Origin of the sequence: Tannockella kyphosi (genome assembly GCF_021054785.1) — a bacterium.
Lineage (GTDB): Bacteria > Bacillota_I > Bacilli_A > Erysipelotrichales > Coprobacillaceae > Tannockella > Tannockella kyphosi.
The window spans coordinates 18,722-36,527 of the sequence record NZ_CP088239.1; the positions used below are offsets into that span (position 1 = coordinate 18,722).

Consider the following 17,806-nt stretch of genomic DNA (forward strand, 5'->3'; position numbering starts at 1 on the left):
AATCTCATGGCTAACAATAGAAAATTAGGACGTACATCTGATATTAGAAAATCAATGTTACGTAGCCTTGCAACAGAAGTTATCATGAACGGTAAATTAGAAACAACTGAAACTAGAGCGAAAGAAGTTCGTTCAGTAGTAGAAGAGCTAATTACTTTAGGTAAACGTGGTGATTTACATGCAAGAAGACAAGCTGCTGCTGTGTTACACAAAGCAGTAGATCCAACAACAGGTAAAACTGCAGTTCAAGTTTTATTTGATGACGTTGCACCAAAATACAAAGAAGTTAATGGTGGATACACTCGTATCTTAAAAACTTATAACCGTAAAGGTGACAATGCCCCAATGGCAATTATCGCTTTAGTATAGGATAAGTGAAAACCTCGCAGTATTACTGTGGGGTTTTTTATTACAGAATAAGACATATTTCCAGGGAAATATGTCTTATTCTGTAATAAATTATCATTTGACATACACTACAATTAATAATAGAATATAATGAGCATTGGAGGAGATACTATGTCAAACATTATTGAAATTAAAGATTTATGTTTTGAGTATTCAAAAGGACACAAAACATTAGATAATATATCATTCAACGTAAAAAAAGGTGATTATGTAGCGATACTAGGTCATAACGGTAGTGGGAAAAGTACAATTGCTAAACTATTAATTGGCTTATTAGAAGCAAATAGTGGACAAATTATTGTTGATAACTTACCTTTAAACTTAGATAACTTATATCAAATTCGTGATCGCATTGGAATCGTTTTCCAAAATCCAGATAATCAATTTATTGGTGCCACTGTCCAAGATGATATTGCCTTTGGATTAGAGAATACTTGTGTACCAACAGAAGATATGCAACCTATCATTAATGAATTTGCATCCAAAGTAGGTATGCAAGACTTTCTTTTACATGAACCTACCAAACTATCAGGTGGTCAAAAACAACGTGTCGCAATTGCTGGTGTATTAGCAATGAACCCTAAAATTATTATTTTAGATGAAGCAACTAGTATGTTAGATCCAATCGGAAAAAGAGAAATTAATACATTAGTTAATAAACTAAACAAACAAGAAGAAACAACGATTATTTCTATTACACATGATATTGAAGAAGCCAAAAATGCATCTCATGTTATATTATTACATGATGGACATATCATTGATTGTGGAAATCCAAAAGATATTTTAACAAATCAAGAAAGAATGCAACAATTAGCATTAGATATACCTTTTGCCCTAAAAATTAGTAGAGGACTAAAAGATGTTTTAGAAAACAAAGAAATACAAGATATTGATCAATTAGCGGAGGAACTATGCCAATTATATTTGAACAAGTAGAACACACTTATAACCGTAATAGCATTAGTGCTTACCATGCTTTAAAAGGTGTAAACCTAGAAATAAAGCCAGGTTCTTTTAGTGCGATTATTGGTCAAACAGGAAGTGGGAAATCAACACTAATTCAACATATTAATGCTTTACTATTACCTCATGAAGGTAAAGTAAAAGTATTAGAATATACAATTACAAAAGATGAAAAACCAAGTGTCTTAAAACCATTACGTCAAAAAGCAGGATTAGTATTTCAATTTCCTGAATATCAATTATTTGAAGAAACGATTGAAAAAGATATTATCTTTGGACCCATGAATTTTGGTGTATCAAAAGAAGAAGCTATAGCACTAGCAAAAGAAGTAATAGAACTAGTAGGTTTAGATCAAAGCTATTTACAACGTTCTCCTTTTGAACTATCAGGAGGACAAAAACGAAGAGTAGCAATTGCTGGTATTCTAGCAATGAATCCAGACATTCTAGTCCTAGATGAACCTACTGCAGGATTAGATCCACAAGGAACAAAAGAAATGATGGATTTATTTCAAAAGATTCACCAAAGTGGCAAAACAGTAGTACTAGTAACACATGATATGAATCATGTACTAACCTATTGTGATTATGTTATTGTAATGAATCAAGGAAAAGTAGAAAAACATGATACAGTTACAAAAGTATTTGAAAACCAAGAATATTTAGAATCTTTAGGAATTGATTTACCGATGATAACAAATTTAATTATTAAACTAAATAAAGCAGGAATGAATATTGATACATCTATCAATAACGAAGAACAATTAATCAATGCTTTGAGAGGTGCACTACATGGATAATATAACATTTGGTAAATACCTTCCAGGTAATTCTTTTATTCATCGACTAGATCCTAGATTAAAACTAATCGTTCTAATGCTCTATTTAGTTACTATATTTTTTAATATTGGTTATATTGGTTATGCTTTTTTAGCACTATTTTCAGCTATAGTAATAGGAATATCCAAAATACCATTAAAATTTATCCTAAAAGCAATGAAACCAATGTTATTTATGATGGTTTTCCTTTTATTCTTTAATGTCTTATTATTAAAAACAGGAGATTTAGTTATTACAATACTAGGTATTGGAATTTATACAGGAGCTTTAATTCAAACATCTTATATCGTAATGCGTATTGTTTTAATATTATCCCTCACAACCATACTTACAACTACAACAAAGCCTCTAGAACTAACACTAGCAATAGAAAGCTTATTTAATCCACTAAAGAGATTTGGTTTTCCTAGCCATGAACTAGCAATGATGATATCAATCGCTTTACGCTTTATACCTGATTTATTAGAAGAGACCCAACGTATTATGAAAGCACAAGCTAGTAGAGGTGTTGACTTTCAAGAAGGAACACTTAGTGAAAAAATACGTTCTATTGTTTCCTTAATCATACCATTATTTTTATCTGCTTTTCAAAGAGCAGAAGACTTAGCGAATGCAATGGAAAGTAGAAACTATAATCCGGAAGCAACACGTACTAGATACAAACAACTAACATGGTTAACGAGAGATTCAGTTTTATTATTTTTAAGTACTAGCTACTTTTTATTCTTAATTATTTGGAGGGCCTTTTAAATATGAAAAGAGTCAAATGTATCGTTAGCTATGATGGAAGTAAATTTCATGGGTTTCAAGTACAAGACAAGTATCGTACAATTCAAGGAGAAATTCATAAAGCACTAAAAAATATTTGCCAAGAAGAAATCATTATACATGGTTCTGGTAGAACAGATGCAAAAGTTCATGGAACAAAACAAGTATTTCACTTTGATACAAACAAAGACTTTCCAGAAGAACAATGGAAAAAAGCAATCAATCATTTTCTACCAAACGATATCTATATTATCGATAGCATCTATATTAACGAAGAATTTCATTCTCGTTATAGTGCTATCAAAAAAGAATATCACTATAAATTATCAATGAATGAATATTCTCCTATTGATACAAACTATATTTATCAATACAATCGTAGCTTAGATATTGATAAAATGAAAGAAGCAGCAAGCATCTTTATTGGGACACATAACTTTGCATCCTATTGTAGTTATGATCAGTATGGTAACACCATTCGAACACTATATTCTTTAGAAATAGAAGAAGTAGAAGGAATAGTAACATTCAAACTAATTGGTAATGGTTTTAGACGTTATATGGTACGTCATATCGTTGGTGGCATTATTCAAGTGGGTGCCAATCGAAAAACAATCGATGATCTTTCTAGAATGTTAGAAAGTGCAGGAAAGGAAAAATGTTTACATAAAGCAAAACCACAAGGCTTATATTTACATGAGGTAACTTATGAAGAGAAATAACTTTCATACCCACGTATTCCGTTGCGGACATGCGGTTGGAGATGAAGAGAGAATGGTACAAGCAGCTATTGAAAATGGCTTAGTCGAATTAGGATTTAGCTGTCATATTCCAATGCCAAGATATCGTAGGCACCTTTTAAAAGGAACAATAGAAGAAAGAAGCATTAACAATATTCCTTCCTTTATTCGTAAATTAATATTAGGTGGACCAAATATGCGTATGCCCTATTCCCAACGTCACATTCACTTAAAAGAAGTTCAAAGAGTAAAAGAAAAATACAAAGATGAAATACAAATATTCCAAGGCTTTGAAGCAGAATATTTTGAAGACTATCAAGACTATTATCAAGAACTATTAGATAGCAATACTGTTGAATACTTGATTTTAGGACATCACTTTGATCGTTCTTCCATTAATGAAAGATACTATGGTAGAGCTATCTTAGAAGATAAAGATGTATTAAAATACGCATCACAAGTAGTTCAAGCATTAGAAACAAACTTATATTCTTATGTTTGTCATCCAGACTTATTTATGATAGGAAAACGAACTTGGTCTCCAGCATGTCAGGAGGCTACGACACAAATCTGTAAAAAAGCCAAAGAACTATCCATCCCATTAGAATTAAATTCAGGAGGGATTCGTAGAGGCTTACGAGAAATAGAGGGAGTCGTTAATTATCCTTATCCTTATGATGAATTTTGGAAAATAGCTAGTGAAATAGGGAATGATGTAGTATTAGGAATTGATGCTCATTTTCCTAATAATTTTAAAGAAGAAAATTATCAAAATTTAGAATTGTTTGCAAAAAGATTCTCACTACATGTTATTGAAAATTTTACTTTTAGAAAAGGAAAATCTAACAAATAAGTTAGATTTTTTTCATTTTAAAGGATATCTATTTTAAAAAGAGATAGAAGGTGGTAAAATGGAAAAAAGGAAGTGATAAAATGGTTAAAACAAAAATAAAAGATTACTTAACAAAAAATAAAAGTTCTTACATAGGACACTATCGATTACACGGTAGTGTAAAAACAAATGCTTTTGAATATAAATTTAGATACTATACAAGAGATCAACAATTTCGTGAAATATCAGTTTATCTAACCATTGATTGCTCAAACGATGAAATCAATCATACATTCTCCGTCCGTTTAAATAACGAAGAAGAAAAGTATATATTAAAAGACGCCTTAGAAACAATTTGTTTATTTGAAGATCATAAAACTATTTTACATTCTCATATTTTAGAAGTATATATACGTTCAAAAAGTGAATTACAATTCTTAGAACCGCAAGATTACCGAAATATTTTAGATTATCTAGAGTATCATAAAGGAGTCAATGAAGAAGTAATTGAAGAATTTTATGGTTTCTTTATGCCTTACATCCGTTATTTATTAAAAATAGGAAGCTATCACAAACTATTTGGTTCAATGGAATTATTATTAGATCGTATTGTTTACGAATATGAATGGGATGGTGCATCCTCAAAATTCTTAGATCGCCAATATCAACTTCATATGCCATATATTTATCAAATACTAAAGTCACTTATTGAAAAACTAGATGATTTAAAGAAATCAAATAGTGAAGAGTTAGTGGAATTATTTCAACATATTTTCAGCTGTGAAAGATTCTCACTACTGTTAGTAACTAACTATCAATTACCAGAAGACTTGGATAAAAGATTTTTAGAATTCTTTGGACAAGCACTAGAATCATTACAAAATCAAAAATCTTTAGCAGTTCGTTATGTTTTATCAATGTATCAAGAAGAAGATAACCAAGAAGTAGCATTTGATATATTACGATTTGTTATGGAAGATATCTTAGTCTTTGCGAATCATCAAGTAGAAAGAAGTATTGGAGATAGGATTATTGAAGAAAAAGGATATAACTTTATTATTCGTCTCTTTACAAGAGACTATAATACCTTTGTATTTGTATGTTTCCCAATTTCTTCCTTCCCTGAAAAATATCACACCATTATTCGTTTAGAATTAGAAACAGCTATCCGTTATTATGCTGCCAGAATGGATCATGATCGTTATCGTCTTAGTTCCTTTGAACAAGTAGCAAACATTAATCGATTATTACTAGAAAACTATAAGGAGTATTATAAAAATGGAAAAGAATAAAAAAATAATTGCCGGTATTACAACAGCATCATTACTAGCAGTAGGTGGAACTTATGCATATAGTACATTTGTAGACCAAGCAACAAAGAAAATACTATATCGTCATCATCGAGATGACGATACAAATCAACGTCTAGAAATAGATTTTGGTGCGAAAACATTCTATATTAAAAACAATATGTCTATTCGTTTACGTGGATTATTGATTGAAGAAAAAGAAGCAACGAAAACATTATTAGTATTACATCCTTTTGGCTTAGATGCAAAAAGTATGGCAATGTATGTCCCATTCTTTAAAAACAAATTACCAGGATGTAATATCTTAATGGTAGATAGCCGTGCGCATGGACAAAGTGATGGTTACATTCGTGGCTTAGGTGTCAATGATGTAGATGATTTAGTAGTTTGGAATGAATATATCCTAAATACCTTTGGAAAAGATCATCAAATCATTTTATACGGAAAAGAAGTAGGAGCTGCAACTATTTTACTTGCTTCTTCTAGACAACTATTAAAGAATGTAGTAGCGATTATTAGTGATGGATGCTTTACAAGTGGCTATGATTTAATTTCATATCGTATCGAAAAAGACTATAAAATGCCTGCATTCCCATGTACTCGTCTAATCCGTCGTAAAATTCAAAGACAAGCAAAAATAAATATCAAAGAAAATATCCCAGAATATGTAAAACATAACGACATACCAACCATTTATTTCCATTCTTTCCATGATGAATTTGTACCTTTAGAATATGTTTATCCACTATATAACGCAAATCGAGGAGAAAAAGTATTATTTGTTGTAAAAGAAGAAAGATACTTATGTGATGTTATGGAAACAAATGACTTTAAGAGTACGTTTGAACAATTCTTAAGCCAATATGTAAAATAGAAATAAGTCTTTTAAAAAAAGAATCAAAAGCAACAAAAATAGAAGCTTGAAAATAGAACGGGGATCATTTCCCCGCTCTATTTTTAAAGCTAATACAAACATAAATTATAGTTTTTCAGATTTTTTGTAGGGCCCCTAGGAGATCCTACTCTTTTTATTTTGGTAAAATATTTACTTATAATATATGTTTAGTATAAGTTTTGAAAGCAGATGAACTCTTTGTAAATAACTTAATCCATATTCATTGCTGATGACTTTTGAATCACCCCACGCTAGATAAATACTCCAACTTATATTTAAAGTCCAGGTCCTTCCTTTCGATAATTTAGTTAGGATATTACTTTTTTTTATTTTGAAAAAAACAATAAAATATATATGTTATAATTATTTTAGAAAACAAGGAGGAAATACATCATGTATTTTAAAGATAGTAAAGGATTTCCAAAAGACTTCTTATGGGGTAGTGCTTCTGCTGCATATCAAGTCGAAGGTGCTTGGTTGAGTGATGGAAAAGGTAAATCTAATTGGGATGAATTTGTACGTATTCCAGGAAAAACATTTAAAGAAACAACAGGTGATATTGCAGTAGATCATTATCATCGTTATATGGAAGATGTTGCTTTAATGGCAGAAATGGGATTAAAGACATATCGTTTTTCAATTGCTTGGTCAAGAATTTATCCAAATGGGAATGGCGAAGTAAATGAAAAAGGAATTGAATTTTATAATAACTTAATTAATGAATGTATCAAACATAATGTAGAACCAATGGTTACTATTTATCATTGGGATTTACCACAAGCTTTAGAAGAACAATATGGTGGTTGGGAAGATAGAAAAATTGTAGATGATTATGTAAACTATGCAACTACTTTATTTAAATGTTTTGGAGATAGAGTAAAATATTGGATTACAATGAATGAACAAAATATATTTACTGTACACGGATGGTTACAAGGAATGCATCCACCAGGTAAAGTAAATGAAATGAAAACATTCTATCAAGTAAATCATCACGCTAATATTGCACATGCAAAAAGTGTAAAAGCATTAAAAGAAATGTACCCTAATGCACATGTAGGAGCAAGTTTTGCGTATGGGCCAAGTTACGCTATTGATTGTCATCCAATCAATGCAATGGCAAAAGCTGACTTTGATGACTTACAAAACTACTTCTGGATGGATGTTTATGCTTATGGACGTTATCCACGTAGTGCGATGATGTATTTAGATTCTATCGGTGTAGCTCCTCAATTTGAGGAAGGTGATCAAGAAATCATGGTTGAAGCTAGTAAACTGATTGATTTTATGGGTGTAAACTACTATCAAACATCTGTTATCGAATATAATCCATTAGATGGTGTAACTTCAACTTACGAAATGAATAATACTGGTAAAAAAGGAACATCAAAAGTACAAGGAGTTCCTGGTTTATATAAACGTCCAGCTAATCCATATCTAGAAACAACAGATTGGGATTGGTCAATTGATCCAATGGGTCTAAGAATGTGTTGTCGTGAAATTACAAGTCGTTATGATTTACCGATTGTTATTTCAGAAAATGGATTAGGTGCATTTGATAAACTGGAAGATGGAAAAATTCATGATGATTATCGTATTGCTTATTTAAAAGCACATATTGAAGAATTAAAGAAAGCGGTTGATGATGGATGTCGTGTGATTGCTTATTGTACATGGTCATATACTGACTTATTAAGTTGGGTAAATGGATATCAAAAACGTTATGGTTTTGTGTATATTGATCGTGAAGAAACAGAGCATGAAGGGACCCTAAACCGCTATAAAAAAGACTCATATTACTGGTATCAAAAAGTAATTGCAACAAATGGAGAAGAATTATAAAAAATAGATTGCTTAGTGCAATCTATTTTTTTCTTATTTTTTAAAGGAAAAGAAAAATAGTAGTAAAAAGACAATTATTTTTTGTGAAGAAGAGGTTTTTATTTGAAATAAAAACGTGTATAATAGAAAAAAGGAGTCGTCATGAAAAAAGAATTATACGAAGAATTTGATATTTTATATAACTTAATTACTTATGTCAATACATCATATAGTCAAGATATGTATTATAGTATTTGTTATCATATCTTACAAAATATAGAAGAAATACCAAGCATTAATATTAACGAATTAGCAGAGATGTGTTATACATCACCAGCGACTATTTCAAGATTTTGTAAGGCATTGAAATGTGAAAACTTTGCACAATTCAAACAACAAGTACGAGCAGGATTAAAAATAGCCACTCAAGAAATACGTTTACCCGCAGAAGATTTGGTAAATATTCATATGGATTCCAATAACTGTGTAGACTTAGTATATGATTTAGCAATTCAATCATTACAAGAAAGTAAAGAAAATATATCGATTCATCAAATAGACCAACTATGTGATATTATTTATGAATCAAAGAAGTTACACTTCTTTGGATTTCAATTTAATAAAATATTGGCTTCTGATATTCAATTAAAACTATTAAAATTAGGGAAATTTTCTTATGCTTTTAGTGATCGAGGAGACGATAGTCAACGTTTAGAATTATTAGATGAAACAAGTGTTGCTATTGTAATAAGCGCTAGAGCTAGAAATAATCCAATCGGGCATCTTATTGCTGCTATTAAAGCAAGAGGAGCTACTGTTATTTTAATAACATTGAATAAAGAGACACCTTTGATAGAAGAATGTGATAAAGCGTTTATTGTTCATGGCTATGAAAGCACGTTTAGTGAATCATCAACAGTAGGAACAACAACGTTAAAAACGTACATGGATTTATTATATGTACGATATGGGATACTATATCCAAGAAGATAGGAGGAGAGAAATGTACAGTTTTACAAATGATTATAGTGAGGGAGCACATCCTAGAATATTAGAAGCATTGGTCCAAACAAACAACCAACAAACAGCAGGGTATGGTACGGATCAATATTGCAAAGCAGCATCCGATAAGTTAAAAGAACTTATTGATAAACAAGATGTTGATGTTCATTTTATTCCAGGAGGAACACACACGAATTTGATTTTAATCTCATCGGCTTTAAAAGCACACCAAGCAGTCATGGCGGTAGATAGTGGACATATTTTTGTTCATGAAACTGGAGCAATTGAAGCAACAGGCCATAAGGTGTTAACAAGACCACACAATAATGGGAAATTGAGTCTAGAGATGATTGAATCTATGATGGCAGAACATACTGACGAACATATGGTTCAACCCAAAATGGTGTATATCTCACAAACAACAGAATTTGGAACTGTTTATACACTACAAGAGATAAAAGAAATATCTGCATACTGTAAAGAACATGATCTATTTTTCTTTATAGATGGAGCAAGATTAGGAAGTGCCCTAGTCGTTGAGGGAGCACCAAGTTTAAAAGAGATGGCAATGTATAGTGATGCTTTCTATATTGGTGGTACTAAAATGGGAGCTCTATTTGGAGAATGTTTAGTACTAGTAAATGACGAATTAAAAAAAGACTTCCGCTATCACATCAAACAAAAAGGAGCGATGTTTGCAAAAGGGAGACTTCTAGGAGTACAATTTTTAACTTTATTTAATGATGATTTATACTTTGAAATTGGAAAATACGAAAATAACGTTGCAAAAATATTAAGAGACGGATTAGTTAATGCCGGATATTCTTTCTATGTTGATTCTCCAAGTAATCAACTATTTCCAATTTTACCAAATCAACTGATAAAAAAATTAGAAAGTGAATTTAGTTTCAACATAATGGATAAAATAGATGAGAATCATACAGTGATTCGTCTAGTAACTTCATTTGCTACACCAGCAAGTAAAGCCCATCAATTTGTAGAACTATTATAGAAGAGGTGAAAACGATGAATAAACAAGCAATAATTGATGCAATTGCACAAGACACGAATTTTAAAAAAGTAGATATTGAAGAAATGATACATTCTTTGGTATCGAATGTAACAGAAGCCTTAATGGATGATGAAAAAGTAATCATTAAGGGAATTGGTACATTTGAAACAAGACAACGAAATGCTCGTTCAGGACGTAATCCTAAAACTGGAGAAATCCTAGAAGTAGAAGCAAGTAAAACAGTCGGTTTTAAACCAAGTGCCACATTAAAAGATAAATTAAACGAAAAATAAAAAAGATGTTTTCTACCTTTGTAGAAACATCTCTTTTTTTTATTTTATGATTGTTCCAGTTAATGGTCCACCACCAACCGCATTTGATTCATCTGTATCAATATGCATTGCAGTAGCAAACTTATCACTAACACGGCAAACAACATCACCGAATACTAATGAACGATCACTAGTATCAATTTTAACACTTACGATTTCTTTGTTTTCCACACCAAATGTTGCAGCATCCGCTTCTGTTAAATGGATATGTCTTTTTGCAGCAATAACCCCTTCAGCTAATTCATAATTACCATAAGGACCAACCAAAGTACAACCAGCACTTCCAGCAACATCTCCAGATTCACGAATTGGTGCTTTCACACCAGCAACTCTAGCATCACTTAAAGATAACTCTACTTGACTATTAGGACGAGCAGGACCAAGAATGATTACATTTTTGATTTCCCCTTTAGGACCTAAAACGCCAACACGTTGATCACTTGCGAACTCACCGGGCTGTGATAATTCTTTTTTAACAGTTAATGAAAATCCTGGACCAAATAAAGCATCAATTGCTTCTTGGTTTAAATGCACATGTCTTGCAGATGTTTCTACTAATATATTTGAACTCATTTTTATATCTCCTTTATATACCTTCACGTATATAATACGCTTTTTCTCTTTTTTTTCAAGTTTTATGAAAAAAAAATAAAAATATTTTATCATTGTTATAACAAAAATTTATTATTTTAGTAAAAACCTATTACAAAAAGTCCTTTTTAAGAGCTTTTTCATGCTTTTTTGACGTATATTCCATATATATTTAGGGATAATACAAATATAGCACATATCTTTACATAATTTCCGAATTATAGTATTATTACAATACTTAAAATAAGGAGGGATATACAATGAAGAATGAAAATGATAATAATTTATACAATTCATCATTTGAACATGATAACTGTGGGATTGGTGCAGTTGTAAATATATCGGGTGATCAAACACACTATACAGTATCTACAGCACTATCTATTGTAGAACAACTAGAACATCGTGCGGGTAAAGATGTTACTGGGCAAACGGGAGATGGAGTAGGGATTTTAACACAAATTCCACATCATTATTTTGAAAAAGTAACGAAAGATTTCACGTTACCACAAAAAGGCCACTATGGAGTAGGGATGTTCTTTTTCCCTCAAGATCCAAAACAACTTGCAAATGTAAAACAATCATTAGAATCAAAAATAGAACAATTAGGTTTATGCTTATTAGGATGGAGAAATGTTCCTCATACACCATCTGTATTAGGCCAAAAAGCATTAGATGCAATGCCAGCCTTATGGCAATGTTTCATTAAAAAACCAGAAGATATAGAAGTTGGAATCAATTTTGATCGAAAACTATATCAAGTTCGTCGATTATTTGAAAAAGAAAATCATGAAGAAATGTATGTATGTTCATTATCTTCACGTACCATTGTATATAAAGGAATGTTCTTAGTAGGACAACTTCGTTCATTCTTTAATGATTTACAAGATGAAGCTTATGAAAGTGCAATAGCATTAGTGCATTCACGTTTTTCTACGAATACAATGCCTTCATGGCAAAGAGCTCATCCTAATCGTTTTATGGTCCATAATGGAGAAATCAATACAATTAAAGGGAATGCAGCCAATATGTTATGTCGTGAAGAATGCGTTGTAACAGATAAAGTAGATACTGATATTGTATATCCAGTAGTAGATGTTGCTGGATCAGATTCATCAAGATTAGATAACTCGTTAGAATTCTTAGTAATGGGTGGGATGGATTTACCAAAAGCAGTTATGATGTGTATTCCTGAACCTTTTGAAAATAATCGTGTAATGTCTCAATCTAAAAAAGACTTCTACGCTTATAATGCTACATTAATGGAACCTTGGGATGGACCAGCTTCGATTCTTTTTAGTGACGGTGATGTAATGGGAGCAATCCTAGATAGAAATGGACTACGTCCATCTCGTTACTATATTACCGATGATAATTATTTAATCTTAGCTTCTGAAGTAGGAGCAATTCCTTTAGCACCTGAAAAAATAGTGGTAAAAGAAAGATTACGTCCTGGTAAGATGTTATTAGTAGATACAAAACAAGGGAAATTATTATCAGATGAAGAATTAAAAGAAGATTATAGTACACGTCTTCCTTATGGAGAATGGTTAGAAAATAATGTAGTACATTTATCAAAACTAAAAGTACCAAATGTATCAGTACCTTTATATAAAGAAAAAGAACTAACACAAAGACAAATGGTGCATGGATTTAGTTATGAAGATGTTCATGATTATATTTTACCGATGGCAACAAGTGGTGGAGAACCAGTTATTGCAATGGGGAATGATGCTCCGATTGCTTTATTATCATCAAAACAACAACCTTTATTTAACTACTTTAAACAGTTATTTGCTCAAGTAACAAATCCTCCAATCGATGCTATTCGTGAAGAAATAGTTACTGCAACAAGTTTATTTATTGGACGTGATGGAAATATATTAGTAGATACACCAAGTAATTGTCAGTTAATTAAAATAAATAATCCAATCTTATCAAATACAGATATGTTAAAAATAAAACATATGAAACAAGCTGGTTTCAAAGTTGTTGAATTACCAATGACTTATAAAAAAGGAACTTCTTTAAAAGAAGCTTTAGACAATATGTTTGAAAACGCTAAAAAAGAAATATTAAATGGTGCAACAGCAATCATTATTAGTGATCGTAGTTTAAGTGACCAATTAATACCAATCCCTTCTTTACTAGCAGTTAGTGGATTACATCAATACTTAGTAAAAAACAAACTAAGAAATAGTACTGCTTTAATTGTAGAATCAGGAGAACCAAGAGAAGTACATCACTTTGCTACTTTATTAGGTTATGGAGCTAGTGCTGTAAATGGATACTTAGTTCAAGATACTATTTATCAATTAGTAGAAGAAGGTTTATTACAAAAAGATTATCATACTGCAGTAGAAGACTATAACCATGGAGTATTACATGGTATTACTAAAATAGCATCTAAAATGGGTATCTCAACAATGCAATCATACCGTGGTTCTAAGAATTTTGAAGCATTAGGTATTAGTAGTGAATTAATAGAAGCATATTTTGATAATACTGTTTCTAGAATTGGCGGGATTACTTTAGAAGATATAGAAAAAATGGTTTTATCAAATTATTATAAAGCTTTTGACCCAATGCAATATGATGTAGATTTATCATTAGATAGTGATGGAATGCATAAAGCTCGTGGTGGAAAAGAAGAACATTTATATAATCCTAAAACAATTCACTTATTACAACAAGCAACGAAAACAGGAAACTATGAAACTTATAAACAATATGCAACTGCTATTGATCAAGAAGGAAAAGATACGAATATTCGTGGTATGATGGAATTTAAAACAACACGTAAAGCAGTTCCTTTAGAAGAAGTAGAAAGTGTAGAAGCAATTGTAAAAAGATTTAAAACAGGTGCAATGTCTTATGGTTCTATTTCAAAAGAAGCACATGAAACAATGGCTATTGCAATGAATCACTTAGGAGCTAAATCAAATAGTGGTGAAGGTGGAGAAGATGTTGAAAGATTTGAAATTGATGAATTTGGAAACAATCGTTGTTCTGCTATTAAACAAGTAGCTTCAGGTCGTTTTGGGGTTACATCCGCATATTTATGTAGTGCCAAAGAAATACAAATCAAATTAGCACAAGGAGCAAAACCAGGAGAAGGTGGACAATTACCTGCTACTAAAGTATATCCTTGGGTTGCAAAAACTCGTCATTCTACGCCGGGTGTGGGACTAATCTCACCACCACCTCATCATGATATCTATTCAATAGAAGACTTAGCACAGCTAATCTATGACCTTAAAAACGCAAACACAGAAGCTCGTATTTCTGTAAAGTTAGTATCAGAAACAGGAGTAGGGACAATTGCGGCTGGGGTTGCTAAAGCTGGTGCAGGAGTTGTATTAATTTCAGGATATGATGGTGGAACCGGAGCTGCCCCTAAGAACTCAGTATACAACGCTGGATTACCTTGGGAACTTGGTTTAGCCGAAGCCCATCAAACATTAATTATGAATGGACTTAGAAGTCGTGTCGTATTAGAAACAGATGGTAAATTAATGACAGGTAGAGATTTAGCGATAGCAACTCTACTTGGAGCAGAAGAATATGGTTTTGCAACAGCACCATTAGTAACCATGGGATGTGTTATGATGCGTGTATGTAATTTAGATACTTGTCCCGTGGGAGTAGCTACACAAAATCCAATCTTAAGAAAAAGATTTACTGGAAAACCAGAATATGTAGAAAACTTTATGAAGTTTGTAGCACAAGATTTCCGTGAACATATGGCAATGCTTGGTTTTAGAACCGTAGAAGAAATGGTAGGACATGTAGAATTATTAGAAACAGGAGAAGCTTATAAAGCCGATCTAGCACGTATTTTAGATACTACTTATACTACTAATACAAATATTTGTTATGATCCAACTAATTCTTATGACTTTGAATTAGAAAAAGTAAAAGACACAACTATTTTATTAGCTAACTTACAAACAGCGATTGTAGCAAAAGAAGCGAAACAATTAACAGTAGAAATAGATAACCTAGATCGTAGTTTTGGAACAATCTTAGGATCAATCATTACCAAACATCATATGTTTGGTTTAGAAGAAGATACCTATCAAATTACTTGTAATGGATCTGCTGGACAAAGCTTTGGAGCATTTATTCCAAAAGGCTTATCAATCAAAGTATTTGGTGATACAAATGATTATTTTGGAAAAGGTTTATCAGGTGGTAAATTATCAGTAGTACCACCAACAGGATCACTATTTAAACCAGAAGACAATATCATTGTTGGGAATGTTGCAATGTATGGAGCAACATCAGGGAAAGTATTTGTAAATGGGATAGCTGGTGAACGTTTTGCAGTTCGTAACTCTGGAGCAATGGCTGTTGTTGAAGGAGTTGGAGATCATGGTTTAGAATACATGACGGGTGGAAAAGTAGTAGTTCTTGGTCAAACAGGACGTAACTTTGCAGCTGGGATGTCAGGGGGAATAGCTTATGTTTATGACCCTGAAAATATTTTATATAAAAACTTAAATAAAGAAATGGTTGAATATGGTTTTGTACATCTTTTAAATGATCGTCAAGAGTTAAAAGAAATGATTCAAGAACATGTTGCCCACACAGCATCACCACTAGGACAACGTATATTAGATGACTATGAACAAACAGTACGTAGCTTTAAAAAAGTAATTCCTCATGATTATAAGAAAGTAACAGAAGCAATTGCTTTATTCCAAAGTCAAGGAATGGATTATGATCAAGCTAGTATTGAAGCATTCAATATGGTTAAGAAAGGAGTAAAATAATGGGTAAATTAAATGGATTTCTAGATATCGAAAGACAAGTTAGTAAAACAATTGCTCCAAAAGAAAGAATTAAAAACTTTAAAGAATTTCATATCCCATTAACTCCTGACCAACAATCTTTGCAAGGTGCACGTTGCATGGATTGTGGAGTTCCTTTTTGTCAATCAGCTGTGGAATTAGATGGAATCGTAACAGGATGTCCGTTAAATAATTTAGTACCTGAATGGAATGATTTAATTACAAAAGGACACTATCGTCAAGCAGCTTATCGTTTATTAAAAACAAATAATTTTCCTGAATTTACTTCTCGAGTATGCCCTGCTTTATGTGAAGCAGCATGTACATGTGGTTTACATGGAGAAGCAGTATCTGTTCATGAAAATGAATACGCTATTATAGAAGAAGCTTTTGATAAAGGGTGGATCCAACCATTACCACCATTAAAAAGAAATGATTATAAAATAGCAGTAGTTGGTTCAGGTCCTGCTGGTTTAGCAGTAGCTGACCAATTAAATAAACGTGGTTATCATGTAACTGTTTTTGAAAGAGATGATCGTGTTGGGGGATTATTGATGTATGGAATTCCAAACATGAAACTTGAAAAACATATTATTGAACGTCGTATTGCGATTATGGAAGCAGAAGGAGTTCAATTTAAAACAAATAGTGGGATAGAAACAAAAGCTCAAGCTGAACAATTACAAGAAGATTTTGATCGTGTTGTATTAGCTTGTGGAACACGTCTTGCTCGTGATATTCCAGTAACAAATCGAGATGCAAAAGGTATCTATTTTGCAGTAGATTATCTAACAAATATTACAAAATCATTATTAGATCATGATTTAAAAGAAGGTTCTTTTATTGAAACAAAAGGAAAAAAAGTATTAGTTATCGGTGGTGGAGATACTGGAAATGACTGTGTTGGAACTGCTATTCGTTTAGGATGCCAGGATGTAATACAATTAGAAATGATGCCAGAATTACCAACTACTAGAAGTGAAGATAATCCTTGGCCAACATGGCCACGTATTAAAAAGACAGATTATGGACAAGTGGAAAGTCTTGCTGTCTTTGATAAAGATCCACGTCAATACCAAACAACTGTCAAAGAGTTTATTAAAAATGAACAAGGACATGTTTGTGGAGCAATCTTGTTATCATTACAAAAAGATGAAAACAATCGAATGGTTCCAGTAGCAGGTAGTGAAAAAGAAATTGAAGTAGATTTAGTGTTTATTGCAGCTGGTTTTATTGGGGCACAAAAACATGTAACAGAAGCATTTGATGTAGAAATGAATGAAAGAAATTGTGTCGTACAAACCAATCATCGTACTACAAAATCAAATATCTATGTAGCTGGAGATATGAAACGAGGACAGTCTTTAGTAGTGTGGGCGATTCGTGAAGGTCGAGATGTTGCAAAGGTAGTAGATTATGATTGTATGGGATATACTAATTTAAGATAGCATAGCAATATGTTATCTTTTATTTTGAATTTAAAAATGGTATAATCT

15 protein-coding genes are annotated in these 17,806 nt (G+C 31.8%); 14 read left to right on the plus strand and 1 reads right to left on the minus strand.

The window, feature by feature from the left end; translation table 11 throughout:
* Nucleotides 1-6: 6 nt before the first annotated feature.
* The 12 genes from rplQ to LRR82_RS00235 all read left to right on the plus strand — a co-directional run bounded on the left by rplQ (nt 7) and on the right by LRR82_RS00235 (nt 10,887).
* Nucleotides 7-369, plus strand: a complete 363-nt coding sequence (rplQ, locus tag LRR82_RS00180; RefSeq protein WP_249029505.1) for a 50S ribosomal protein L17 — start codon at nt 7-9, stop codon at nt 367-369.
* A 150-nt stretch (nt 370-519) separates the two neighbouring features.
* Complete coding sequence (locus LRR82_RS00185; RefSeq protein ID WP_249029506.1) at nt 520-1,347, plus strand: energy-coupling factor transporter ATPase; 828 nt, start codon at nt 520-522, stop codon at nt 1,345-1,347.
* Nucleotides 1,323-2,174: an energy-coupling factor transporter ATPase gene (locus LRR82_RS00190; RefSeq protein ID WP_249029507.1), complete on the plus strand. Its 852-nt coding sequence runs from the start codon at nt 1,323-1,325 to the stop codon at nt 2,172-2,174. The genes LRR82_RS00185 and LRR82_RS00190 overlap by 25 nt, the downstream gene beginning before the upstream one ends.
* Complete coding sequence (locus LRR82_RS00195) at nt 2,167-2,964, plus strand: energy-coupling factor transporter transmembrane component T family protein (RefSeq protein ID WP_249029508.1); 798 nt, start codon at nt 2,167-2,169, stop codon at nt 2,962-2,964. Before LRR82_RS00190 ends, LRR82_RS00195 begins: the two co-directional genes overlap by 8 nt.
* A 2-nt stretch (nt 2,965-2,966) precedes the next feature.
* Nucleotides 2,967-3,704, plus strand: a complete 738-nt coding sequence (gene truA, locus LRR82_RS00200) for a tRNA pseudouridine(38-40) synthase TruA (RefSeq protein ID WP_249029509.1) — start codon at nt 2,967-2,969, stop codon at nt 3,702-3,704.
* On the plus strand, nt 3,691-4,575 hold the full coding sequence (locus tag LRR82_RS00205) for a histidinol-phosphatase (RefSeq protein WP_249029510.1): 885 nt from the start codon (nt 3,691-3,693) through the stop codon (nt 4,573-4,575). Before truA ends, LRR82_RS00205 begins: the two co-directional genes overlap by 14 nt.
* Nucleotides 4,576-4,655: 80 nt before the next feature.
* Nucleotides 4,656-5,846, plus strand: a complete 1,191-nt coding sequence (locus LRR82_RS00210; protein WP_249029511.1) for a hypothetical protein — start codon at nt 4,656-4,658, stop codon at nt 5,844-5,846.
* Entirely contained in the window at nt 5,833-6,738 is a 906-nt protein-coding gene (locus tag LRR82_RS00215) for an alpha/beta hydrolase (protein WP_249029512.1), read from the plus strand. Before LRR82_RS00210 ends, LRR82_RS00215 begins: the two co-directional genes overlap by 14 nt.
* A gap of 414 nt (nt 6,739-7,152) precedes the next feature.
* Nucleotides 7,153-8,601, plus strand: coding sequence for a glycoside hydrolase family 1 protein (locus LRR82_RS00220; protein WP_249029513.1), 1,449 nt, complete (start codon nt 7,153-7,155; stop codon nt 8,599-8,601).
* 141 nt (nt 8,602-8,742) lie between these two features.
* Nucleotides 8,743-9,573, plus strand: a complete 831-nt coding sequence (locus tag LRR82_RS00225) for a MurR/RpiR family transcriptional regulator (protein WP_249029514.1) — start codon at nt 8,743-8,745, stop codon at nt 9,571-9,573.
* 10 nt (nt 9,574-9,583) lie between these two features.
* Nucleotides 9,584-10,594, plus strand: a complete 1,011-nt coding sequence (locus tag LRR82_RS00230) for a threonine aldolase family protein (protein ID WP_249029515.1) — start codon at nt 9,584-9,586, stop codon at nt 10,592-10,594.
* Nucleotides 10,595-10,608: 14 nt separating this feature from the next.
* Nucleotides 10,609-10,887: an HU family DNA-binding protein gene (locus tag LRR82_RS00235; protein ID WP_249029516.1), complete on the plus strand. Its 279-nt coding sequence runs from the start codon at nt 10,609-10,611 to the stop codon at nt 10,885-10,887.
* Nucleotides 10,888-10,926: 39 nt separating this feature from the next.
* On the opposite strand, the gene LRR82_RS00240 is transcribed toward LRR82_RS00235, so the two are convergent.
* Nucleotides 10,927-11,499, minus strand: a complete 573-nt coding sequence (locus tag LRR82_RS00240) for a PduL/EutD family phosphate acyltransferase (RefSeq protein WP_249029517.1) — start codon at nt 11,497-11,499, stop codon at nt 10,927-10,929.
* A 278-nt stretch (nt 11,500-11,777) separates the two neighbouring features.
* Here LRR82_RS00240 and gltB point away from each other — a divergent pair, with 278 nt between their 5' ends.
* Nucleotides 11,778-16,292, plus strand: coding sequence for a glutamate synthase large subunit (gltB, locus tag LRR82_RS00245; protein ID WP_249029518.1), 4,515 nt, complete (start codon nt 11,778-11,780; stop codon nt 16,290-16,292).
* Complete coding sequence (locus LRR82_RS00250; RefSeq protein WP_249029519.1) at nt 16,292-17,758, plus strand: glutamate synthase subunit beta; 1,467 nt, start codon at nt 16,292-16,294, stop codon at nt 17,756-17,758. The genes gltB and LRR82_RS00250 overlap by 1 nt, the downstream gene beginning before the upstream one ends.
* Nucleotides 17,759-17,806: the final 48 nt, after the last annotated feature.